The organism is Deferrivibrio essentukiensis (assembly GCF_020480685.1).
Lineage (GTDB): Bacteria > Chrysiogenota > Deferribacteres > Deferribacterales > Deferrivibrionaceae > Deferrivibrio > Deferrivibrio essentukiensis.
This window is the reverse complement of the sequence record NZ_JAJAFU010000003.1, coordinates 35,781-58,466: the sequence shown is the minus strand read 5'-3', so window position 1 is coordinate 58,466 and position 22,686 is coordinate 35,781. Positions and strand designations below refer to the sequence as shown.

Below are 22,686 nucleotides of genomic sequence, written 5' to 3'. Positions count from 1 at the left end.
TCTTAATATACCCTTGGCTTTGGTGGGAAAGTTTCAACAGTAAGTGGTTTCATCCTAACCGGTCTGTATCCAACGATCACGTTTCCTTCTTTATCAAGTGTTACTTCACTATGTTTATGGAAGTTGGCATCATCTCTCTCTTGATAATCTTCTCTTGCGTGACCACCTCTTGATTCTTTCCTAAGTAGAGCTGACTCAGTTAATGCTCTTGCATTAATTATCATATTATTTAGTTCAAGGGCTTCAATGAGCTCTAAATTATAGATGTTAGATTTATCATTAACTCTAAAGTTTTCCATCTTTTTAGCCAATTCTGCCAAATCAGCTTTTGCTTGAGTCATAGTTTCTTCAGTCCTGAAAACTCCAACATTCTTTTCCATAGTCTCAGTAAGTTCAGTATAAACAGGTCCAAAAGTATATTCACCATTAGCGTTTAAGAATTTTTGCAATAATTCAATCCCTTCTTTCCCAGCATCTTCTGCAAGTGGTACAAATCCGTTATCTTTTGCATATTTTGCAGCCTCCTCACCGGCAGTCCTACCAAATACTACAAGGTCAAGAAGAGAGTTAGTTCCAAGTCTGTTAGCACCATGGACAGAAGCTGAAGCTACTTCACCGGCGGCAAAGAACCCAGGCACTGTCTCTTCTGGGTTTTCACCAAAAGCCTTGATTACATGAGTTTTATAGTTAGTTGGTATACCACCATTTTGATAGTGAGCAGTAGGCATTACAGGGATTGGCTCTTTAGTACAATCAACACCAGCAAAAACAAGTGTAAGCTCATGAATGCCCGGAAGTTTTTCCATAATTGCATCTGCACCGATATGATCTATTTTTAAAAGTACGTGGTCTTTTTTAGGACCAACACCACGTCCAGCTAAAACTTCTTTAACCATTGAGCGGGAAACGATATCTCTTGGTGCAAGGTCTTTAATAGTTGGTGCATACTTTTCCATAAATCTTTCGCCGTTAGCGTTAAGAAGAATACCACCTTCACCTCTAACACCTTCTGTAATAAGGTTTCCAGCAATATAAATCCCTGTGGGGTGGAACTGTATAAATTCAGGGTCAGACCAGGAGAAACCCTTTCTCATTGCAAGAGTAAGACCATCACCGGTATTAATGTGTGCATTGGATGTGGTTTTATAAAATCTTGAACAACCACCGGTAGCAAATACAACAGATTTGGCATGAAAAAGATGGAATCCGCCATTTTGAATATCCCAGCATAATACACCATTTACGGCACCATCATTTACGAGAAGCTCTAATGCATAAAATTCACTAAAAAATTGAGTCTTTTGTGCAACAGCCTTCTCATAAAGAGTCTGAAGCATTACGTGACCTGTTCTGTCAGCTGCATAGCAAGCCCTCTTTACAGGTCTCTTACCGAACTCCGCAGTGTGGCCTCCAAATGGCCTTTGAGCAATTTTCCCATCAGGAGTTCTACTGAATGGAACACCTATGTGTTCAAGCTCAATTACATATTGTGGAGCAAGTTTAGTCATATACTCACATGAATCTTGGTCAGCAAGATAATCACTACCTTTTACAGTGTCATACATATGCCAATGCCAGTGATCCTCTTCCAAGTTACCAAGTGCAGCAGAAATACCGCCTTGTGCAGAAATGGTATGGCTACGTGTAGGATATACTTCTGAAATTACTGCAGTACTACAATATTGAGATGCTACTTGAGCTGCATTAAGTCCAGCCCCACCAGCACCAAGGACGACAACATCAAATTTATGATACTCTACTTTTACAGACATATCTTAACCTCTCTTTATTTTTTATAAACTTGAAACTACACTGAGAGCTAATACTGCAAGAGTAACTCCGACTATCCAATATATTGCAAGAATAATAGCTCTCCAAGTTGTGCTTGCTACATAATCGTCGGTAATCATTTTAAACCCGTTAAGGGTATGGAATATACCGAAAGCAAAAAGAGGTCCTAATACAATCTTTTTAAGCCCCCAATCACCAGACTTAATCATTGAGAAGAAGTGGATAAAAATAACTAATATTAAAATAACACCGGACACTCTCTGAAGCAGCCATTCAAAAACACCGCTATCACTTGAACCGTTAAACTTAAATTGTTTCATGTGGTCCCTCCTCTAAGAAAAAATTGGAAAAGCGCCAATAATAAGCACTACTACGGTTAAGAAAAGAACAACCATAAACTGTTTTGAGAATACTTCTTTTTCAGAACCTGTGGCAAAATCGATTAACACAATCCTGAAGCCATTAAAAGCATGGAAAGTAAAAGCTAAGAGAACAATTATCCTCGCAACAGGATTTGCCGTAAGAGAGGTAAACCACTCTGCAACCCCTGATTTCCCAAGTATGTGGAAAATCAAGTAAAGGCCTATGATTACTCCAGAGATTCTGTGAAGCAACCAGGCCACCATTCCTGTGTGTTTCCTGTAGGAAACTTTTTTTGGATAGGTGACTAAATCTTTTCTTGGCATCTTACACCTCGACTAATTTTATTGACAAACAAACAGCGTTAAAATTTAACTAATAAAGGGATAACACAAAATATTAGAACTGTCAATGATATTGTATACAATATACACAGGTAATAAATACTTGCCTTGTTCAGCCTATTAATTGCTGAAAAGTATAGTATTCGTAAACCGAATACTATACAAATAACGTAACTTATTTTTTGTAAACGCTGTTTTACAATGAATAGGTATTTACTTGTTTAGTTTAGTGCAAAGATAAAGTGAGTATTTTCTTTGGTTAAAATAATTTTTGCAACTAAAACCAAATTTTGACATATCATTAATATTACCTGCTTTTGTGACAACAAAGAGTGTTTTTTGAGTGTCTAAAAAATCTGAAAGTTCAGTCATATTTTTTATGTAATACTTTTTGTAACTATCGTCGTATTGAAATTGTGTTTCTCTCTCTTTTCCTAAAGCCGCAACAGTTATTTTTTGACGGTAGAAGGAGATGGAAGGGATAAATGTTTTATAGGTAAGCACTTCAAATCTTTTATCTTTGTCTAATTTGTTAATTTCTTCGGTCATTTCTTTGAAACCTTTTATTTCAGGACCTAATATCGGCAATGTTGAGTAGATACAAAAAGATATAAAAATAATATACACACTAAAGTTTAAAAGATTAAAACGTTTGTAAAGATTTATAAAAAGCAATAGTGTCAAAATAAAGAAAATCAGTATAGTTAGTAAGTAACCTTTAAGGACAGGATAAACAAATATTGCAGCAATAAAGGCAAACGGTAGTAATCCTGCGAAGATTAATGTTGGGATTCTAAAATATTTGGTGTTAAAAATCTTAGCGTCTATAGAGTCCGCCACAATGATGCCGGCGATAGGGTAAAAAGGCAAAATGTAAGTTGCAAGCTTACTTTTGGCAAGTGAGAAAATTATAAAGGGCACAATTACATAAAAATAAGGGGCCAATTTTTCAGTAACTGGTTTTACATGTTTGATTAAATCTTTGACAAAAATAATTATAAAAGGGAAAAAAGTCCCGGCAAATGTAAGTATAAAAAAGTAAAATGGTTTGTTGCGATGGAATCTGTTGGTTACAACTCTATCGACTGTTTGTACTTTTAAAAAGTAATTGAGCAGTTCAGGATTTTTAATAATTACGGCGATATACCAAGGCAGTGAAATAATTAGAAATGTCAAAATACCAAAAGCGATATCCTTTAAAGTAAAAACCTTTCTATGAGATTTGAAGAATACTTTTCCAACTAAAAAAGGGAGCAGTGTAAAAAGAAAAATTATCGGCCCTTTTGTTATAAAGCCAAACCCCAAAAATAAGCCATACCATACAGCATTCAATGATGATTTTTTTCCATAAATCTGGTTAAAAAGGAAGTACTGAGATAAGACTGTAAAAAGTGTCAGATATATGTCCGTAGAGACTATTCTTGAAACAGCTATAAACAAAAGTGAAGCTGAAAGTATATAAACGGAATTTTCAGCTTTGACTTTATCTTTTAATAAAATATTAGCTAATTTGTAAGTTATAAAGAGTATTAAAGCGGAAGCAAGCACTCCAAAGATTCTAACGCCAAAGCCGTTAACGCCAAATAGCTTTATCCCAAGCGCATTAATCCAGTAGGTAAAAGGTGGTTTATGAAAATGCTTTATCCCGTTAAAATGAGGCTCCAAATAATTTCCTGAAGCAGCCATCTCCCATGCAATTTCAGCATATCTGGCTTCGGTAGTTTCAAAAAGAGGTATGTTGTTAATTGGGAATGCCGCAATAATAAAATAAATAATGATGAACCAATAAATATTTTTATTACGCATTTAATTTTGCTCTTTCTTTTTTGATAAAATATAAGTTTCTGATATAAATTATAAATCCTGTGGATTGGCCAACTATAAAGACTATGTCCTTTCGCAAAATGGCATAAGTTAAAAGGCATACACTGCCGAGTAAGCTAAAATACCAAAAGGCTACCGGAATCACACTCTTTCTTTGTTTTTCAGAGTATATCCATTGCACAAAAAATCTCATGAAAAAGAAAAATTGTCCTGTAAAACCTATTACCAAAAGTGTTGTTTCCGTTAAATTCATCTCTCTTCCTTTATCTTAATATCAAGGTAACGTTTAATCATCCACCTTACTGCAATTAAATCGTAAAAACCTTCTATAGCTCTGTTAAGATTATTATATTTAGATACGCCGACTTCCCGTTTTCTGTGATTGACCGGGACTTCTACCACCTTAGCACCTTCAAGCCGCATAAGCGTTGGCAAAAACCTATGCAATCCTCTAAACATCTTAATTTTTTTCAAAATGCTTGCTTTCATAATCTTTAAAGCACAACCGGTATCGTGAATAGTTTCATTTGTCATTTTATTCCTGACAAAATTTCCTATTTTACTCCCAATCTTTTTTGAAATAGTATCCTGTCTGTTTTTTCTCCAGCCATTAACCATATCATATTGTCCATATAGCTTTATCATTTCAATCAAGTCTTTTGGATCATTTTGTAAGTCCGCATCCATTGTAATTATTACTTCTTTTTCGGCTTTTTGAAATCCTGCATAAAGTGCTGCAGATTGCCCTCTATTTTCTAGAAATGAAATATACTTTACACATTTGTCAACCAAAGCAATGTCTTTGATTTCATCGAAACTGTTATCAGTGCTGGCATCATCAACAAAAATTATCTCATATGAGGATGCAATGGTATCTGCAATATTTTTTACTTCCTTATAAAGAGGTTTGATATTTCCCTCTTCATTATAAACCGGTATAACAAATGATATCTCGTGCATTTTTACTCCAAAGTTTAAATTTTAACAGTAGGGAGCATTATTGTCACAGTTGTCCCTAAACCAACTTTTGACTCGATTTTAAGTTTACCATTATGCTGTTCAAGCAAATCTTTTGCAATAGGCAAACCAAGGCCTGTACCACTCTTTTTTGTTGTATAAAATTCGTTAAATATTTTATCTAATTGTTCATCAGGTATCCCTACACCGTCATCAATAATTTTAAACACAACATACTCATGGTCTGTGGAGCAAGATACATTAAGTATAATATTACCATGACTGTTTTCCGGTATACTTTCCATAGCATTTTTAAGAATATTTATAAAGACCTGTTCAATATTCGTTTTGTTTATGTTTAAAAGACAGTCACCTTTTTCTGAAGTCTTTTCCAACTTAAAATTAACCTTTTCGTAATCAAATAGTATTCTTTTTACATAAATATTTATACTTTCAAGGAATGAGTTGACAGATACTATCTGTTTCTGCTCCATGTTAAGCCTTGAAAAATTAAGAGTCTGGTCAATTATGTTTTTTATACGAAGTGTGTCATTAATGATGTTATCTATATGCTTTAACGTGTCATCAATATTTACAGATTTGCCGTTTTTAGCCATTTCGCACTTCATGGCAAGAAGGTCAGATGTTATCATAATTGAGTTTAAAGGATTTTTTATTTCATGGCTTAATGATGCAGTCAATTGACCAATTGTAGTTAATCTGTCTGAATGTATTAAGTTTTTGTGCATGTTGTCTATTGTCTCATTTACCAGTTTTAAAGATGATACCATATTGTTGAAATAGTTCGATATCAGCTCAAATTCATCTCTTGAGTTAATAGTTACTTTGCTGTTAAAGTCATTCTCACTTACCTTATGCATACCTTCTTCAAGCTTTTTCAGAGGGTTTACTACCAGTTTGTTTATTAAAATTGACAAGAGAATACTGACAATTAGTGAAGATATCAACATAATGATATTGACGGTCTTTATTTCACTGCTTAGCATTTCTGAAATACCCGCAGTGCTTACATTTATATTCAACACCCCTATAATATTGCCACTATCTGTATGACACTTTTTACATTCAGGTTTATTTTCATAAGGTCTGTAATAGGACAGCATTTTAACATCTTTAGTATTAATTTCCTGTAATTTTTCAGTAAGGCTAAAGTACTGGTATACAAGGTTGATATATTTTGAAGGTGCTTCAGTTTTAAAGTTGGAATAGTTGCACGAAATATCACCCGATGGATTGAAAATATGAATCCCTATAACATTTTCAACATTTGAAAGCTCCAATATGAGTTTTCTCACAATCTCCTTGTCACCGGCAGTCATAAAATTGTTGATAGAGCTGTCTATAATCGACGGTATAGTTTTGATGTATGATTTTGCCATTTCCATAGCCTTTTTTTCAGCATTGTATGTAAGATATCCTGAAACGATAAAGGATATGGAAATCATTACAGCAAATATAAGAATATTTATTTTTAATTTTAAACTAAAGTATTTAGGTTTTTTTCTGAGAAGATTTACCATTACTCTTTTATATCCTTGAGCTTAAGTATGGAAAAGATATCATTATTGTTACTTTTGTCAATAATTACTCCGATGCCAGATATCTCGCAACCGGCTTTTTCAATAAGCTTTTTTGCTGAGGCGGACGTGCTACCATTTGCATAAAAATCATCGACAAAAAGAAGTTTTTCCCCTTTTTCTACAACTGTTTTTGAAAGGAATAGCTCAGTTTCGGCTTGCTTGGTAAATGAGTAGCTCCTCTCACTGTAGTATTCATTCATTGTTAGAGGCTTTTTTTTCTTTAAAAAGATAAAGTCTTTTTGAGATTTAGCTGCAATAAAACTTGCTAAAATTATGCCACTTGACTCTACGGTCAATATTTTATCAAAAGAGTCGGTAGGGAAATGCTCGATAAAAGCATTCGCAATTTTATCATAAAGTAAATAAGATACCTTATGATTAATAAATCTTTCCACATTTATTACGCTTCCTTTAACACTCCCCTCATCTTTAATTAGCTTAAGGAGCATCTCTTTTGCTGTCATTTTATTTCCTGTCCTCTCTGTCATAAACAAGCCCCAAAGACTCAGGTTGACTTGAAGAACCTTTTTCTATTTTAATGGTCGCAATAATAAGTACAATTATTGTAAATATGTAGGGGAGCATTTGTAAAATATGAGCAGAAATGGTTGTCCCCATCGCTTGAAATCGTAGTTGAATGGCACTTATGCCGCCGAAGAAATAGGCTCCAAAAAGTGCCCTTTTACATGACCATGATGAAAATATTACTAATGCAACTGCAATCCAGCCACGCCCCGCTGTCATATTTTCTATCCATAAAGGGGTATATGCAAGTGAAAGGTAAGCACCCCCGAGCCCTGCAAGTCCTGAGCCTATAAAGGTAGCTACAAGGCGATATTTGTATGTGTCTATTCCTGACACATCAGCAGCATAAGGGTTTTCACCTACAGTTCTTAAGTTTAATCCCCATACTGTTCTGTAAAGAAAAAATGAGATTAAAAATACAAGAAGAATACTTAGGTATACTAAAATATCTTGGTTAAAAAGGGAGTTACCTATGATTGGTATTTTTGAAAGCACAGGTATTTCTATTCTCTTAAAACCAACAATGGTTTGCCCCACCATGCTTTTTCCTAAAACCGCCGTAATCCCGACTCCAAACATTGTGAGAGCAAGTCCACTTACTATTTGGTTACCTTTGAAATATGTGCAAAGTATACCATGAATTAGACCGGCAAGTCCTGCCGCAAATACAGCCGCAAAAACACCCAGAATAAGACTTTGAGTGGTGTAAGTAGTATAAAATCCGGCAAGGGCGCCTATTAACATAAGCCCTTCTATCCCTAAATTTATGATTCCTGAGCGCTCTATAATAATTTCACCGAGAGTAGCATAAAGTATGGAAGTTCCGGCTCTGATAGTTGCATCGATTATTATTGAAATCATTACTCTTTCACCATGACAATTTTATGTTCTTTAAAAAATTCAGCAACAATAAGGGAGAAAAGTATGAGCCCTTGAAATACACTTACCATTGCTACAGGCAACTGATAATATATTTGCATAGAGTCGCTGCCTACAAAAAGCATCCCCATAAGAAAGGAAACTATTACCACTCCAAAGGCACTCCTTTTTGCAAGCCATGCAATTATAATTGCCGTATAACCGTAGCCCGGAGAGATTGCATGCTGAAGCCTATGCTGTACCCCTGCAAGCTCAGAAAATCCTGCAATTGCACTTAACGCACCGCTTATAAACATTACCAGTATTATATTCTTTTTTATATTTATACCAGCATACATAGCGGCCTTTGGGTTACTCCCTATTACTTTAATTTCATAACCCCAGACAGTTTTTTCTATAATAATGAAAACCAGTAATGCACATAATAGAGCAAGGAAAAAACCTGAGTGCAGTCTTGAATCAAAATATTCACTCAATCTTGCTGCACTTGTAAATTCGGCTGAGATTGGGAAGTTAAACCCTTTGGGGTCTTTCCATGCTCCATAGATTAAAAAGTCCACCCACAAGATTGCAATATAATTCATTAAAAGCGTTACAATTGTTTCATTTACATTGTATATGGCTTTTAAAGCTCCGGGGATTAGTGCCCAAAGTCCGCCAAAAAATATTGCCGAAATAAACATCAATGTAATCATTACAAAATGGCTGTCGGTATTGAGGTGTAGTGCTACTAAAGATGCACCAAAAGCACCCATGTAAAGCTGCCCTTCAGCACCGATATTCCACAGATGCATTCTAAAAGCAACTGCTACACCAAGCCCGCAAAAAATAAGCGGTGTAGTTTTTACAAGGGTTTCGGTAATGCCGTAAACAGAGCCGACTGACTCTATAAGCATATCCTTGTAAGCACTAATAGGATTTATATCAGCAAATGTGAGAAAAATACCACTTATCAAAAGAGCTATGAATATAGATAGCAGGGTTGTTAAAATAGATTTTATGCCACTTACAGGCGATTTCTTAACTAATTTAAATTTCATCTTTTCCCACTCATCAAAAGTCCGATTTCTGTTTTAGATGTTTTGTCAGGTTCAAGATACCCCATATTTTTACCTCTAAACATAACTGCTATTCTGTCGGATATTTTTAACAGCTCATCTAAATCTTCAGATATAAGTATCGTGCTCATCCCTTTTTCCCGGGCGTCCAATAACACTTTATATACATACTCAGCAGAGCCTATATCAAGGCCCCTTGTGGGGTAAAGGGCAACCAATATGAGAGGATTTTCAGATAACTCCCTTGCTATGATTACTTTTTGTATATTACCTCCGGAAAGCAGTCTTACAGGTATCCCATCATAGCCAGTTTTTATGGAATATTTCTTTATTTGCTCTATTGCATTTTCCCTTATCTTTGATTTGCTGAGAAAGAACATATTGGTAAACTTATTGGATGAATAATTTTTAAGAATAAGATTTTCATCAATTGACAAATCAGGAGCAATCCCCATTGTTTTTCTGTCCTCAGGTATATGTGCAATCCCTGAGATATATTTTGACTTAGATGTCGAATAGGTTAAATCTTCACCTTTGACTAAAATTTTACCTGAATTAGGTTTTTTAAGCCCAGTCAGCACCTCAGCCAAAGCTTTCTGACCGTTCCCTGTAATCCCTGCGATGCCTAAAATTTCCCCTTCGTAAAGATTTAAGGAAAAGTCTGTTAAATCGGAAAGCCCTTTATCGTTTTTAACATTGAGATTTTGAATTTCAAGAATGTGATTATTAAAGACTTTATTTATTTTGTTAAGTTGAACGGGCTCAGTGCTGCTTATCATAAGTTCAGCAAGCTTTTGTTCGTCAAATTCCCCTTTTTTTAGGGTTGCTACTGTTCTCCCTTTTTTCAAAATGGTGACTTTATCAGATAGGCTCATAACCTCTTTCATTTTGTGTGAGATAAATATAATTGCTTTCCCTTGCTCTTTTAATTTGGACAAAAAAGTGAACAAAAACTCTGATTCCTGAGGGGTCAAAACCGCAGTTGGCTCATCAAGAATAAGAATTTGTGAATCTCTTACTAAAAGCTTTATTAGCTCTATCCACTGCTGCTGACCAATGGAAAGTTTCCAGACCGGTTGCTCTATATCAATATTCAACTCAAACTCTTCAATAAATTTTAGTACTTTTGATTTTAATGTGTTTTTATTAATAATAAATGAATCAAGCTTAATACTTAACAAAATATTTTCAAAAACAGAATGGTTGTTTACAAGCATAAAATGTTGATGAACCATCCCTATTTTGTAGTTTAGTGCATCTTTTGGTGATTTTATTGTGACTTTTTTATTGTCAATATAAATCTCACCGGAATCAGGTTTGTAAAGTCCCGTTAGAATATTCATCAGTGTGCTTTTGCCTGCACCATTTTCGCCTAAGATTGTATGTATTTCACCTTTGAATATTTCAAGAGATATATTCTCATTGGCAACAAACCCTGCGAAAGACTTAGAAATATTTTGGACTTTTAAAATACAGGATGACATATAACCTCAAAAAAAACACCCTGGATTTCCAGGGTGTTAAGATTTTTAATTGTTTAAGTTTCCTTGAACACCTTCTACAAAGAAGTTCATACCCAAAAGTTCGCTGTCTGTAAAGGTTTTTCCTTTCTCAAGGATAAGTTTACCTGACTGATCTTTTATAGGTCCGCTGAATATTTTAAATTTCCCCTGCACAATTTCATCCTTTACTTTCATAACCTTACTTTTTATTTCTGCAGGGACAGTATCACTAATAGGTGCAAGTGCAATAGCACCTTTATCCATACCCCACCAAATCTGCTCTGATTTCCATGTTCCGTTGTGCACATTTTCAGCAATATATTTATATATTGCACCCCAATTCCAAACGGGAGCTGTTAAAAATCCCTTCGGAGCATAGCTTCTCATGTCTGAGTTGTAACCAATAACATATTTTCCCCTATTTTCAGCAGCTTGAAGGGTAGCAGGTGTATCTTGGTGCATAGCAAGCACATCGGCACCAACATCAAGTAAACTTTCAGCAGCGTTTCGTTCTGTCCCCGGGTCAAACCAGGTTTGAGTCCATACTACCTTGACAACCGCATTTTTGTTTACAGATCTTACACCGAGTGTAAAGGCATTGATACCTCTGATAACTTCAGGAATAGGGAAAGCTGCAACATAGCCGATAATATTGCTTTTTGTCATACTGCCGGCAATGATACCGCTGAGGTATCTTGGTTCATACATCCTTCCAAAATATGTGCCAACATTTTCAGCTGTCTTATAACCTGAACAGTGCATAAAAATGACATCTTTAAATCTTTTTGCAACGTTGATAGTAGGGTCCATAAATCCAAAACTGGTAGTAAAAATAACATTATGCCCTTTTTTTACAAGATTAGTGATTACCCTTGCGGCATCGCTCCCTTCAGGGACTGACTCAATGTAGGTAGATGGCTTTACATAAGGGAGCTTTTCCATCTCTTTTCTACCTAAATCATGAGCATATGTCCAACCACCATCACCAACAGGACCAACATAGACGAAACCTGCTTTAATGTCCTTTGCAAAAACATTAAAGCTTAAACTTAAAAAAACTGCCATTACAAAAATAGTTAACAACCTTTTCATTTACTCCTCCAAACTTTTATTTAAGTTCAAAACGATTTTTACCGTTTTTCTTTGCCTTATACAGTCTGTCATCAGCTAAATGTATTATTTCTTCAAACGAAGTGCATTCCGTTGAATCAGCAATACCAATACTTACTGTAATAGGATTGTCTGTAAACTCATATTTGATATTTCTTGCGATATTTAAAATTTTTTCTGCAACAACAGAAGCCTGACCCTTGTCACTATTTGGCAACAGCATAATAAACTCTTCCCCGCCAAATCGTGCAAGGGTGTCAAATTTTCTTATACACTTTTTCAATTCATCAGCCAGACTAACAAGCACCTTATCACCATTTAAGTGTCCATATTTGTCATTAACAAGCTTAAAGTTATCAATATCAAACATCAAAATTGAATAAGGCTGTTTTGCCCTTTTTGCTCTATTGTCCTCTCTGATTAAAGTTTCCCAAAAGAAGCGTCTGTTAAAAAGTCCTGTTAATTCATCGGTAATGGCCTTAATAGATAGTAGCTTATTTTTAGCATCAAGCATATCCATCAGGCTTTTTATCCTTAGATGACTTCTTATTCTGAGGAAAAATTCGCTTGGGTCAAATGGCTTTTGAACAAAATCATTTACCCCTAACAGAAACAAATCGTATTTTTTATCTTTTTCCTCCAAAACTGTGGTTACAATTATAGGCACTTTATCATAAAATTTATTTTTTCTTATTTTTTCAATCAAGCCTTCGCAAGTTTGGTCATTAAGGTAATAGTCTACTATTATTAAGTCGATATTATTATCATTGGAGAAAAAGTCCAATGAACTTTTGACATCATTAAAAGATATAACACTTATATTTGCAAAGTCAAAAAGACTTTTTATATATTTACTTTGAAATTCGCTATCTTCTATGAGCACTACCGGGTTTGCGGAGCTTGTAATGATTTGTGCCATAGAAATTGTGGTTTTTAAAAATTTTCTTAGATTTCCTCCAACATAGTCTTTATGAAAATAGCTAAAAGCACCTGCATCAAAACTTGCTTTTTTAAGTAAATCATCATCTTCTGAAGATATTATGATGATTTGAGATTTATATAACTGATTGTTTTGTTTTAATTCTCTACAAAAATCAAGCCCGTTACCATCAGGGAGGTTAACATCCATTGTTATAAAGTCAAAATAGTTATCTTGTAAAAGTTTTTTGGCTTCTTTAATGTTAGATGCGACAAAAGGTTTAAGATTTAGATCTTCGAGCTCTTTTGTCAAAACTTCTTGAAAGAAATTACTATCCTCTACTACCAAAACTTTTTTCATGATTTATACTCTATTATATATAAAATATCTGTCCAGTTTGTTTTTAATTGCACCGTTTACAACCTTAAAAGGTCCCACAGGTATGTCTTTGTAATATAATACACCATTTTTAATGTTTTTAGAAATGTGATTTATATCATAACCATCCAAATATTCAATACTTTCTTTGTAATCAATCTCTAATCTGTAATTATCTTTTATTTTTGCTCCAAACTCCCATGATGCTTCAGTGGAAATAGAAAATTCTTTTAAATTTTGGCCCATAAAGAAGTCATTATTTTGAAATCTAATTTTTTTAAAAATTTTGTCGCCGAAGTTAGCGATAATGTCCATATATATTTTGCTATTTCTTTCGTAAAATTTATAATTTTTAAAATAATCATCTTGAAAGATATCGAGTTTAGTACCAAATAAATTTTTATTTTTAGTAATTAAATTATTGCTACACTCACCAACTTTTTGAATAAGTGCGATGAAGAAACCGTCATACTCCATTATGTGTGGTAATACTCTTATTACTCTATTGTCTATTGTTTTATTTCCAGATATTCCGGCAGGGAAATTACCATTGTTTATATCGACTAATCTGGCATCTGGATGTTTAGATAAAAAATCTTCTAAAACCATTTCGTTTTCTTCGATTGAAAAAGTGCATGTTGAATAGGCGATTAACCCTCCAGGCTTGATAAGATTAAAAGCATTATATAACAAGTCTTTTTGGATGCTTTGCATATTTAATATAAACTCTTCTGACCAAAAGTTTTTAACTGTGTCGTTTTTGAGAATTTTGTTTTCATTGCTGCAAGGGGCATCAAGCATGACAGCATCAAAAACTGCAGGTAACTTTTTAGAGGCAAGTCTGCCGTCCAAACTGACTGTCTTTACGTTGTAAGCGCCATATTTTGAAATATTAAAGTTGAGTGCCTTAAGCCTTTTTGAAGAGATTTCATTGGCAATAATTAGGCCCTTCCTGTCTAATAATTCACTTAGATATGTGGTTTTTCCGCCGGGTGCAGCACACATATCAAGTATTATAGGATTATCTTTATTTGTTAAATTGTCGTATAATATTTTGGGCGGAAAGAGGGAAGATATATTTTGAATGTAAAGTCCACCCGTTAAAAATCCGATAGACTTGACAATGTTTGTTTGGTTTTCATTGTATTGATATGCGTTGAAGTCCTTAACTTTTTCAATATTCGAACTTTCTTCAAATTCTTTAATATAGTTTACACCACGCGCTACATTCAGCCTAAAGTATTTTTTATCTGTCTTTTCAAGTGATTTAAAGAAAATATCGAAGTCTTTTTGGAAAATACTTTTATATTTTGATATAAAATCTTCTAACATCTCTATATCGTGTTAAATAGAGCAAGAGTATCTGTCTATTTTATCAACTTTTTCCAAATCTTCTTTTATGATTTTATCATCTTTTACTTTTTCGTAGAGGAAGTTAACGATTTCTCTTACATGTTTGTTTTCAGTCAGTTTGTACACTACCCATCTGCCATCTTTTGAGTCTTCAATTACGCCGGTATACTTTAAGTTTTTAAGATGAGCAGATATTGTAGATAAGGCGATATGAAGCACTTCATTAATTTCACATACACACAAGTCCCGCTTAAGAAGCATTATGGTAATTCGCAATCTGTTCTCTTCTGAGAGAGATTTTAATACTTTTGATACCTCTTTTAGGTTGTGCATTATCCCACCGTAATTAGTTTTTATTGTATGTAAATGTTATTATACAAACTAAAATTTATCAACCAAAATATGAGGTGCCGTCACACGATTTTTGGCATCTTTATATAAAAAGTTCAATGTTAGACGTTTAAGGTTCAAAGTTAGTATTAAGTGTTAAGTGCTAAGTTTATAAAACCTTAACAACCTATACAATCTTTATAGAAGTTATCATTTATCTACAATCCACCGCTTACAATTCACAAATTCCTTCTTACTCTGTGTGCTGTCAGGTAAAACATTTAAAATAAAACTAAACTCAATTATTTGTACTTTTTAAATATTCCCCATAAATAGCACTTGCACAAATAGTCAAAAACTTTGTCATATCACTGTCGCTTCTTGAGGTAAGTATTATTGGAACGGTAGCTCCCAAAACAATATTTGCGACTTCTGCTCCCATTGTCATTACCCACGCCTTATAAAGGAAGTTTCCACCTTCTATGTGAGGCACCACAATAATATCGGCTTTTCCTGCTACCGGGTTATCTGTTAACCCCTTCTTTTTAACTGCTTCCTCATAGAGTGCAAGGTCATATGAAAGTGGTCCGTAAACATCCGCATCTTCCCAATCCATTTTAGACAGTTTATCTTCATGCAGTGTGGTTGGTAATTTTGCTGAAGGGACTTCATTAGCATCAAGAAGTGCAACCTTTGGTCTTGTTACCCCCATAGATTTGGCAACATCAATGGCATTTTTAATGATTTCTATACTTGCATTTAAATCATTTTCTACAAAAAGTGTCGGGTTTATGCCGGGGTCCGTAAGGAATATCAGCCTGTTAACATTTGGCACTTCAAAAATGCTTACCAGCGACATCCTTCTCCCTGATGCAATGCCTCGCTCTTTATCCAAAATTGCTTTTACAAAGTTTGCAGTGTTGATTTTACCCTTCATTATCAAAGTCGCTTCTTTATTCTTAATTATTTCGACCCCTTTTCTGGCACAGTCTGTTTCATATATATCAGATTGGGGTATATCCACTAAAATTACCTTTTTTTCATTTATGCGGGTATCTTTCAAAAGGGCTTCTGATATTTTTTTATCCCCCACAAACACAACTTTATCTATTATATTCTCATCTATTGCCACCTTGCAGGCTCCGGCAGATGTCTTGTCAGGACAGATTAAACAAATAGATTGCTTCTTAAGTAATTTGGCTGCCTGAATTAAATCTCTCATTTTTGAACCTTTAGTTAGTTGCGACATTGAGCTGCTATTGTATATCGTAGCAAGTATTCTTGATTTTTCAGTTATGGAATTGATGCTATGTGCAACAGATGAGTCAAAATAGAGGCTATCTCCTTCATCAAGTATAAACTCTTCTTCACCCACTGTTATTTTTAGTTTTCCTGCTAAAACATAATGAAACTCTTCACCTGAATGGATGCTTATTTCGGGATTCTCCTTTTTTTCAATTTCTACAATAAACGGTTCAATATGTTTTCCGGGGTAAAGAGGGGCAAGACTTTCATAAGAGTAAGCATCTTTACGACTTATTTTTACTCTTGTAGCAGGTGTAGTTTTTTGAGCCTTTTTCCCTTCAAACTCTTGACCGTATATGAAGGAGTATATATCGGTATCAAGGCAAGATGCTATTTTCAACAGGTCTGATACGGAGGGGCTGGATTTTTCATTTATGTAATCTGATAGTTGATATACGTCGATTCCTGTAAATTTAGATAGGTTTTCAATTGTTATGTTTTTTTCGGATAAAACTTTTTTGATGTTATTACCAATACTCATAACTACCCCCGATACTCCTTTACTTGGATTTTATTTTGAAGAGCAAGTTTTGCACTCATCAAAAGTGATTCAATTTCATTTTCACCCGGCTCCACATATATTTTACCTAAAAAAGACACCCTTTTGGATATCAAGTCAATTAGGTATTTACTATGAGCAAGGCCACCTGTGAGAATTATTCCATCTATCTGTCCATTTACTGCAGCAGTAAGAGAGCAAATTTCTTTTGCAATTTGATACGCCATCGCACTAATAACTTCTTCCTTGTATTTATCAGAATTTTTTATATCTTCCTCTATTTTTATCATATCTACGCTACCGATGTAGGACATCAGCCCAGCTTGTTTTGACACAATTTTAGTGAGCTCACCAATAGATATATTGTTTTTTGAGAGATAATCCTTTATTCCAGATACAGGCAAGCCCCCGGCTCTTTCAGGGGAGAATGGACCGTCACCATCAAGCGCATTGTTTACGTCGATAACTTTCCCTTTGCTGTGAATACCAATTGATATACCGCCACCCAAATGAGCTACTATAAAGTTTACCTCTTCATAAGATTTGCCTATTTTTTCTGCAACTTTTCTTGCAGTTGCTTTATGGTTTAAAGCATGGAAAATACTTTTTCTTTCTATCCCTTTAAGTCCAGAATATTTTGCAAGAGGCATCATTTCATCAACCACTACCGGGTCAGCTATAAATGCCTCACAATTATATTGCTCAGCAAATTTTTTTGCTATTATTCCACCAAGGTTTGAGGCGTGTTGACCATTTATTCCGGCTTTCAAGTCTTCCAACATTTTATCATTAACCCTATAAACACCCCCTTCAACAGGGTGAATCAGTCCACCTCTGCCGATGACAGCGCTAAATGATAGGGAAGGGTGGTTGTTTTGTATAAAATGTTTAATAATATTAAACCTGTAATTAAGCTGGTCTATAATCGTTTTAAACTGTTCAATTTCACTTCTATCATGTTTAAAATTTTCTTTTATTAATTGGTTGTCATTAAATATTCCAACCTTAGTAGATGTGGAGCCAGGGTCTATTATTAATATGTTCATACTATACCCCCAAGTTTAGTAAAATTAAAATATTAGAAAATAGGCAAAAAATCAAATGTTTTTTAATTGCAAAACTTATGAGTGGGTTCAAAATGATGAAAGTTTAGTTTAATTTTTTGGAAGGTTTGTCAGAGTGGCGGATCAGGGACTTGAACCCCGGACACTGCGGATATGAGCCGCATGCTCTAACCACCTGAGCTAATCCGCCATTTATATTAACAAGATAAAAAGCAATTGGTTGCGGGGGCCGGATTTGAACCGACGACCTTCGGGTTATGAGCCCGACGAGCTACCAAGCTGCTCTACCCCGCGTCAGGAGTTAATGAATATATCTATAAAAAGTGAAAAGTCAAGCAAAAATTTTTAGATTGTATCCAATTTTTCATATGTTATTGTTATAAAAAGTTTATTTCTTTTTTTGACAACTTTTAAAGATTTTATCCAAAATTTTGCATTATGCCGATAAAACCTTCTCTAATGTATCTTACCGATATTGCAGCTAAAATAAGCCCGATAACTTTTGTAATTACATCAGTAATATCTTTACCCAGTATACTAAAAAGTTTTTTACCAAAATACAGCACAAGGTATGCAAGTAAAAAAGCAACTGCTCCGGCTATGAGTGTTTTAAAGATGCCTACTGTTCCGCTTAATACAATTGTTGCAGTTACTACCCCGGGGCCTACCATTAATGGGGTAGCAAAAGGGACGACACCGGGTTTTGAATTGCTTAAATCCTTTTCTTGGTTAGTAAAGACTATTTGAAGACTAACTATCAAAAGTAAAAAACCACCTGCTACCCTGAAATCATGTACATCTATACCAAAAAGCCATAAAATCGTACTGCCGAATATTGTAAAAATTATCAGTAATACAAATCCTACAACTATAGATTTGTTTAGAAGGCTAAGCCTTTCTTTTTCTGTCATCCCTTTTGTTATAGCAAGAAAAACAGGGATAAGTCCCGGCGGGTCTATAACAAGAAAGAAGGTAACTATTGCTTGTGTATAAATAAGTACCAAATCACTCAATCTATTTCCTCCATGTTGTAAGTATTACACCGATAATAATCAGAATTATACCTAATATATTTGTAAGGCTTATGTTAAGCTTTATAACATTCATAGGGTCAAATTTATCAAGAATAATACCTACTAAAAGCTGAACTCCAATGGTTATTGCAAGCGCTGTTGTTACCCCTGTAATGTGTATTGAATATGTTATGCTGTAAACAAAAATTGCTCCAAGTAAGCCCCCTGTAAGGTAAATTGCAGGTACTTCTGTTATATTTTTTAAATTGTTTTCCCCTTTGAAGAGCATGATTATTAAAAGTGTTAGGGTGCCTATAAAAAAAGATATAAATGCACTTTCTAAAAATCCGACATGCTTTGCAAGTCTGGCATTTATGCTTGCTTGAAGCGATACAAATGAACCAGCCAACACTAAAAGGAGTATTACAAAAAGTTTATGCATTATTCCCCTCAATGACAACAGCAAAAGGTGCTTTAGTGAGCAAATCCCTTTTCTTTTCTATCTCCTTGTAAAAGCCCCGTAAAAAAGTTTCTTCTTTGAATCCAATATTTTGATGTATGAAGATTCTATTTTTTACAACCTTAAGCTCATCAGTAATTTTTTTTATAGAATAGGGCCTTTCAAGGAAAATAGTCGTCATGTTATTTATTGGCAGATTTTTAAAAAAATTCTTTCTTTCATCCCCTTTTATCGGTGGAAAACCTGCATAAACAAACTTTTCAGCATAAAATCCGGAGGCGGATAATGCAGCCATTATTGATGATTCAAAGCAAAGAGTCTTTACTTTGATATTAAGGCTATAACAAAGGTCAATAAAGTCATATCCCGGGTCGCTTACACAAGGTGTCCCGGCGTCGCTGAAAAGCACAGCAGAATTTGACTCAGAAACTTTTTTTGCAAGCTTAAATTTTTCATCATAATCTGTATGCTCGTTAAGAAGGTAAAAATCTTTACCACGAAGGTCAATACCGGCAAGAAATCTTAATGTGTTTTTTCTTTCTTCTCCAATAACAAAATCAGAAGATTTTAATATATCTTTAACTTTCCTTCCTATAAACTCTAAATCTGAATTTATAGGATTTGGCATTAAAAAAATTGTTGCCATTTTATTTAATAATTTCTATTCCCATATAAGGTCTTAGCGCTTCGGGAATAACAACACTGCCGTCTTTTTGCTGATAATTTTCCAATATTGCCAAGAATGTCCTTCCTACTGCAAGACCGGAGCCGTTTAATGTATGGGCAAACTCAACCTTTTTGTTTTTATTTCTAAATTTAATATTTGCCCTTCTTGCTTGGAAGTCTTTAAAATTACTACAAGAGGATATCTCTCTGTAACAATTTTGTCCGGGTAGCCATACCTCTATGTCGTAAGTTTTGGCAGATGAAAAACCTAAATCCCCTGTGCAAAGTGTCATGACACGGTAATGTAGACCGAGCTTCTGCAATATTTTCTCTGCATCTTCAAGCAAAAGTTCCAATTCTTCCATAGAGTTTTCAGGGTGTGCTATTTTTACTATTTCTACTTTGTTAAATTGGTGTTGCCTTATAAGTCCCCTTACATCTTTTCCGTAACTGCCGGCCTCTCTTCTAAAGCAAGGGGTATAAGCAGTAACTTTTATGGGCAATTCTTCTTCATTAAGTATTGTGTCAGCATAAATATTTGTAAGAGGGACTTCTGCTGTAGGTATAAGATATAGCTCATCCCTTTCACATTTAAAAAGTTCTTCTTCAAATTTTGGTAATTGCCCGGTTCCTGTCATAGTCTTAGCGTTTACAAGAAGAGGTGGTATTATTTCTTTGTAACCGTTTTCAGATTGAACATCCAACATAAAATTAATAAGAGCTCTTTCGAGCTTTGCTCCAAGCCCAGTGTAAACTGAAAATCTTGATTTTGCAAGTGTAGCACCTTTTTCAAAGTCTACAAGTTGTAAGCTTTCAGCTATTTCCCAGTGTGGTTTTGGTTCAAAATCAAATGCTGGTTTCTGTCCACTTGATTTGTAGAAAACGTTGTTTTCTTCATTTGACCCGACAGGAGTAGTTTCATCCGGTAAATTTGGAATGGTTAGCAAAATATCTTTTATTTTTTCTTCGATTTCTTTAATAGCATTATCCATTTCAGAAATATCATCTGAAACTTTTTTCATCTTAGCGGAAATTTCAGTTATATCTCCGCCAGATTTTTTAATCTTACCTATCTCTTTTGAAGTGTCATTTCTTAGTTTTTTTAACTCTTCAACATTTTTTATTAAATTTCGTCTTTTTTCATCAAGCTCAAGAATTGAATCTATATCTATCTCGGCATTTCTCCTTTTTAAACCCTCTTTTACGAGCTCGGGGTTACCTGTAATAAGTTTCAAATCGAGCATTAATCTACCTCCTTAGCAGCTTCAACAAGATAAAGAAATGTATTTAATAATTTGTTGTTTTTGTTTAATTCAAACCCTTTTTTCCATGCAGAAATAGCAAAACCGATGTAGCCAATTTTGTAGTAAGTAATACCAAGTTGAACGTATGCATCTACAAAACTTTCCATTTCCATAATAATGTTTTCCAGAACAAATATTGCTCTTTCAAAATCACCATACTCACGCAGGGCTATTGCGTATTTTAGCCTGATATCCGGAAAGCCCGGATTAAGCTCAAGGGCCTTTTCATACTCATCTATTGCATTTTTGTAAAGAAAAAGGCTTACGTAAGCATCTGCAATCTCCGCATGCATATTGGAAATTTTCCCAAGGCAGTGTTTGTCCGCTATACCTTCAAGGTATGTAACACTTTTTAGTTGATTCATATATTTAAGTGCTTCGTCATTTTCCCCTACATATTGTAAAGAAGTGGCAAGATTTATTAATGCTTCCGTATACGAAGGGTTAATTTCTACAGCTTGCTTAAAAAAATCTATTGCTTTATGGTATTCATCTTTGACAAAATAGATGTAGCCTAACTTACAATAGACGTCAGCAAAGTTTTTGTTGTGCTCAATAAACTCTTCAAAATATTTTTTGGCTTCTTCATATTTTCCCGAATCAAAGGCGATTTTACCTTTTTCCATTAGATGAAAAATGCTTTCTCTTTGCATTTTAATACCTTATTAATTTACTTTTAATTCTTCTTGTAACTTGCCTAAAAGGTTGCTAACGCTTTTTAAATATTTCTTACCGTTTTCATTTTTTAGAGCTTGGGTAAGTATTGCTATAGCTTCAGTTTTGTTGTTTGAATGTTCAACAATATATTCTGCGTAATCAATTGCTGCTTTTGGGAATATCTCGGTGTCAGGGTATTTCTCAAGCACAGTTTTAAATCTCATTTCTGCCGCTCTAAACTTTTTAGTCCTCAAATAAAATTTTGCTACATAGTATTCCCTTTCCGCAAGCATCTCTCTCAGCTCTTTAATTTTAGCGTTGGTTTCTACCGTCTTTGCATATTCCGGGAATCTATCTTTAAGCTTTTGAAAATTTTCAAGGGCTTTGATTGTGTTTGTTTGATCTCTGTCTATTGTGTCAATCTGTTTGTAATAACAAAGTGCAAGTCTATATAAGGCCTGCTTAGCATATTCATTATCAGGATATATATCTAAATACTCCTCGTAAGATGGAATCGCTTCATCAAACTGATTTAGAAAAAAATATGAGTCAGCAAGGAAAAGCTGAGCCTGTGCGGCAATTTCCGGGTTGTCAGCCTCTAAAATAGACTGTTCGAAAGCCTCTGCTGCTTTCTTGTATTTCCCCTTCTCAAAATATGTTAAACCCTCTTTTAGCCAAACGTCTGCGGATTTATTGGGCTCCGGTTTTTTCCCGCAACCAACAATGATTAAAAGAGTCAATGCCATAACTAAAAAAATCTTATTCATAATTTCCCCTAAATTTCAGT

23 protein-coding genes and 2 tRNA genes are annotated in these 22,686 nt (G+C 34.5%); all 25 read right to left on the bottom strand.

Going from position 1 to position 22,686, the window contains the following annotated elements:
• Positions 1 to 2: 2 nt before the first annotated feature.
• On the bottom strand, positions 3 to 1,772 hold the full coding sequence (sdhA, locus tag LF845_RS02480) for a succinate dehydrogenase flavoprotein subunit (protein ID WP_242819412.1): 1,770 nt from the start codon (positions 1,770 to 1,772) through the stop codon (positions 3 to 5).
• A gap of 21 nt (positions 1,773 to 1,793) precedes the next feature.
• On the bottom strand, positions 1,794 to 2,111 hold the full coding sequence (locus LF845_RS02475) for a succinate dehydrogenase, hydrophobic membrane anchor protein (RefSeq protein ID WP_242819411.1): 318 nt from the start codon (positions 2,109 to 2,111) through the stop codon (positions 1,794 to 1,796).
• A gap of 12 nt (positions 2,112 to 2,123) precedes the next feature.
• The gene (locus LF845_RS02470; protein ID WP_242819410.1) at positions 2,124 to 2,477 is read right to left on the bottom strand and encodes a succinate dehydrogenase, cytochrome b556 subunit; all 354 of its coding nucleotides are present in this window, start codon (positions 2,475 to 2,477) and stop codon (positions 2,124 to 2,126) included.
• Positions 2,478 to 2,708: 231 nt separating this feature from the next.
• Complete coding sequence (locus LF845_RS02465) at positions 2,709 to 4,301, bottom strand: ArnT family glycosyltransferase (RefSeq protein WP_242819409.1); 1,593 nt, start codon at positions 4,299 to 4,301, stop codon at positions 2,709 to 2,711.
• Entirely contained in the window at positions 4,294 to 4,572 is a 279-nt protein-coding gene (locus LF845_RS02460; protein ID WP_242819408.1) for a lipid-A-disaccharide synthase N-terminal domain-containing protein, read from the bottom strand. The genes LF845_RS02465 and LF845_RS02460 overlap by 8 nt, the downstream gene beginning before the upstream one ends.
• Positions 4,569 to 5,279 (bottom strand): glycosyltransferase family 2 protein, encoded by a 711-nt coding sequence (locus tag LF845_RS02455; protein WP_242819407.1) that lies wholly within the window; start codon positions 5,277 to 5,279, stop codon positions 4,569 to 4,571. Before LF845_RS02455 ends, LF845_RS02460 begins: the two co-directional genes overlap by 4 nt.
• A gap of 14 nt (positions 5,280 to 5,293) precedes the next feature.
• A complete protein-coding gene (locus LF845_RS02450) occupies positions 5,294 to 6,817 on the bottom strand; it encodes a sensor histidine kinase (RefSeq protein WP_242819406.1) in 1,524 nt (507 codons plus the stop codon).
• Entirely contained in the window at positions 6,817 to 7,365 is a 549-nt protein-coding gene (locus LF845_RS02445; protein WP_242819405.1) for a phosphoribosyltransferase family protein, read from the bottom strand. The genes LF845_RS02450 and LF845_RS02445 overlap by 1 nt, the downstream gene beginning before the upstream one ends.
• The gene (locus LF845_RS02440) at positions 7,343 to 8,263 is read right to left on the bottom strand and encodes an ABC transporter permease (RefSeq protein WP_242819404.1); all 921 of its coding nucleotides are present in this window, start codon (positions 8,261 to 8,263) and stop codon (positions 7,343 to 7,345) included. The genes LF845_RS02445 and LF845_RS02440 overlap by 23 nt, the downstream gene beginning before the upstream one ends.
• Entirely contained in the window at positions 8,263 to 9,321 is a 1,059-nt protein-coding gene (locus tag LF845_RS02435) for an ABC transporter permease (protein WP_242819403.1), read from the bottom strand. The genes LF845_RS02440 and LF845_RS02435 overlap by 1 nt, the downstream gene beginning before the upstream one ends.
• Entirely contained in the window at positions 9,318 to 10,823 is a 1,506-nt protein-coding gene (locus tag LF845_RS02430; protein WP_242819402.1) for an ABC transporter ATP-binding protein, read from the bottom strand. Before LF845_RS02430 ends, LF845_RS02435 begins: the two co-directional genes overlap by 4 nt.
• 45 nt (positions 10,824 to 10,868) lie before the next feature.
• A complete protein-coding gene (locus LF845_RS02425) occupies positions 10,869 to 11,933 on the bottom strand; it encodes a BMP family ABC transporter substrate-binding protein (RefSeq protein ID WP_242819401.1) in 1,065 nt (354 codons plus the stop codon).
• A 16-nt stretch (positions 11,934 to 11,949) separates the two neighbouring features.
• Positions 11,950 to 13,230: a GGDEF domain-containing response regulator gene (locus LF845_RS02420; RefSeq protein ID WP_242819400.1), complete on the bottom strand. Its 1,281-nt coding sequence runs from the start codon at positions 13,228 to 13,230 to the stop codon at positions 11,950 to 11,952.
• A gap of 3 nt (positions 13,231 to 13,233) precedes the next feature.
• On the bottom strand, positions 13,234 to 14,580 hold the full coding sequence (locus LF845_RS02415) for an RsmB/NOP family class I SAM-dependent RNA methyltransferase (protein WP_242819399.1): 1,347 nt from the start codon (positions 14,578 to 14,580) through the stop codon (positions 13,234 to 13,236).
• A gap of 12 nt (positions 14,581 to 14,592) precedes the next feature.
• Positions 14,593 to 14,934 (bottom strand): ArsR/SmtB family transcription factor, encoded by a 342-nt coding sequence (locus LF845_RS02410; RefSeq protein ID WP_242819398.1) that lies wholly within the window; start codon positions 14,932 to 14,934, stop codon positions 14,593 to 14,595.
• A 295-nt stretch (positions 14,935 to 15,229) separates the two neighbouring features.
• Positions 15,230 to 16,717: a phosphate acyltransferase gene (locus LF845_RS02405; protein WP_242819397.1), complete on the bottom strand. Its 1,488-nt coding sequence runs from the start codon at positions 16,715 to 16,717 to the stop codon at positions 15,230 to 15,232.
• Between the two features lie 2 nt (positions 16,718 to 16,719).
• Positions 16,720 to 17,781, bottom strand: a complete 1,062-nt coding sequence (buk, locus tag LF845_RS02400) for a butyrate kinase (protein WP_242819396.1) — start codon at positions 17,779 to 17,781, stop codon at positions 16,720 to 16,722.
• A 134-nt stretch (positions 17,782 to 17,915) separates the two neighbouring features.
• A tRNA-Met gene (locus tag LF845_RS02395) sits at positions 17,916 to 17,989 on the bottom strand.
• Positions 17,990 to 18,016: 27 nt separating this feature from the next.
• Positions 18,017 to 18,093, bottom strand: a tRNA-Met gene (locus tag LF845_RS02390).
• Positions 18,094 to 18,218: 125 nt separating this feature from the next.
• Complete coding sequence (locus LF845_RS02385) at positions 18,219 to 18,812, bottom strand: MarC family protein (protein ID WP_242819395.1); 594 nt, start codon at positions 18,810 to 18,812, stop codon at positions 18,219 to 18,221.
• Between the two features lies 1 nt (position 18,813).
• A complete protein-coding gene (locus LF845_RS02380; RefSeq protein ID WP_242819394.1) occupies positions 18,814 to 19,254 on the bottom strand; it encodes a DMT family transporter in 441 nt (146 codons plus the stop codon).
• Positions 19,247 to 19,918 (bottom strand): SAM-dependent methyltransferase, encoded by a 672-nt coding sequence (locus LF845_RS02375; RefSeq protein WP_242819393.1) that lies wholly within the window; start codon positions 19,916 to 19,918, stop codon positions 19,247 to 19,249. Before LF845_RS02375 ends, LF845_RS02380 begins: the two co-directional genes overlap by 8 nt.
• 1 nt (position 19,919) lies before the next feature.
• Positions 19,920 to 21,182: a serine--tRNA ligase gene (gene serS / locus LF845_RS02370; protein WP_242819392.1), complete on the bottom strand. Its 1,263-nt coding sequence runs from the start codon at positions 21,180 to 21,182 to the stop codon at positions 19,920 to 19,922.
• A complete protein-coding gene (locus LF845_RS02365) occupies positions 21,182 to 21,895 on the bottom strand; it encodes a tetratricopeptide repeat protein (protein ID WP_242819391.1) in 714 nt (237 codons plus the stop codon). The genes serS and LF845_RS02365 overlap by 1 nt, the downstream gene beginning before the upstream one ends.
• 12 nt (positions 21,896 to 21,907) lie before the next feature.
• Entirely contained in the window at positions 21,908 to 22,666 is a 759-nt protein-coding gene (locus LF845_RS02360) for an outer membrane protein assembly factor BamD (protein ID WP_242819390.1), read from the bottom strand.
• Between the last annotated feature and the right edge of the window lie 20 nt (positions 22,667 to 22,686).

Bases quoted from the DNA above. Each gene is read 5' to 3' on its own strand.
- sdhA (WP_242819412.1), bottom strand. From the start codon at position 1,772: ATGTCTGTAAAAGTAGAGTATCATAAATTTGATGTTGTCGTCCTTGGT.
- LF845_RS02475 (WP_242819411.1), bottom strand. From the start codon at position 2,111: ATGAAACAATTTAAGTTTAACGGTTCAAGTGATAGCGGTGTTTTTGAA.
- LF845_RS02470 (WP_242819410.1), bottom strand. From the start codon at position 2,477: ATGCCAAGAAAAGATTTAGTCACCTATCCAAAAAAAGTTTCCTACAGG.
- LF845_RS02465 (WP_242819409.1), bottom strand. From the start codon at position 4,301: ATGCGTAATAAAAATATTTATTGGTTCATCATTATTTATTTTATTATT.
- LF845_RS02460 (WP_242819408.1), bottom strand. From the start codon at position 4,572: ATGAATTTAACGGAAACAACACTTTTGGTAATAGGTTTTACAGGACAA.
- LF845_RS02455 (WP_242819407.1), bottom strand. From the start codon at position 5,279: ATGCACGAGATATCATTTGTTATACCGGTTTATAATGAAGAGGGAAAT.
- LF845_RS02450 (WP_242819406.1), bottom strand. From the start codon at position 6,817: ATGGTAAATCTTCTCAGAAAAAAACCTAAATACTTTAGTTTAAAATTA.
- LF845_RS02445 (WP_242819405.1), bottom strand. From the start codon at position 7,365: ATGACAGAGAGGACAGGAAATAAAATGACAGCAAAAGAGATGCTCCTT.
- LF845_RS02440 (WP_242819404.1), bottom strand. From the start codon at position 8,263: ATGATTTCAATAATAATCGATGCAACTATCAGAGCCGGAACTTCCATA.
- LF845_RS02435 (WP_242819403.1), bottom strand. From the start codon at position 9,321: ATGAAATTTAAATTAGTTAAGAAATCGCCTGTAAGTGGCATAAAATCT.
- LF845_RS02430 (WP_242819402.1), bottom strand. From the start codon at position 10,823: ATGTCATCCTGTATTTTAAAAGTCCAAAATATTTCTAAGTCTTTCGCA.
- LF845_RS02425 (WP_242819401.1), bottom strand. From the start codon at position 11,933: ATGAAAAGGTTGTTAACTATTTTTGTAATGGCAGTTTTTTTAAGTTTA.
- LF845_RS02420 (WP_242819400.1), bottom strand. From the start codon at position 13,230: ATGAAAAAAGTTTTGGTAGTAGAGGATAGTAATTTCTTTCAAGAAGTT.
- LF845_RS02415 (WP_242819399.1), bottom strand. From the start codon at position 14,580: ATGTTAGAAGATTTTATATCAAAATATAAAAGTATTTTCCAAAAAGAC.
- LF845_RS02410 (WP_242819398.1), bottom strand. From the start codon at position 14,934: ATGCACAACCTAAAAGAGGTATCAAAAGTATTAAAATCTCTCTCAGAA.
- LF845_RS02405 (WP_242819397.1), bottom strand. From the start codon at position 16,717: ATGAGTATTGGTAATAACATCAAAAAAGTTTTATCCGAAAAAAACATA.
- buk (WP_242819396.1), bottom strand. From the start codon at position 17,781: ATGAACATATTAATAATAGACCCTGGCTCCACATCTACTAAGGTTGGA.
- LF845_RS02380 (WP_242819394.1), bottom strand. From the start codon at position 19,254: ATGCATAAACTTTTTGTAATACTCCTTTTAGTGTTGGCTGGTTCATTT.
- LF845_RS02375 (WP_242819393.1), bottom strand. From the start codon at position 19,918: ATGGCAACAATTTTTTTAATGCCAAATCCTATAAATTCAGATTTAGAG.
- serS (WP_242819392.1), bottom strand. From the start codon at position 21,182: ATGCTCGATTTGAAACTTATTACAGGTAACCCCGAGCTCGTAAAAGAG.
- LF845_RS02365 (WP_242819391.1), bottom strand. From the start codon at position 21,895: ATGCAAAGAGAAAGCATTTTTCATCTAATGGAAAAAGGTAAAATCGCC.
- LF845_RS02360 (WP_242819390.1), bottom strand. From the start codon at position 22,666: ATGAATAAGATTTTTTTAGTTATGGCATTGACTCTTTTAATCATTGTT.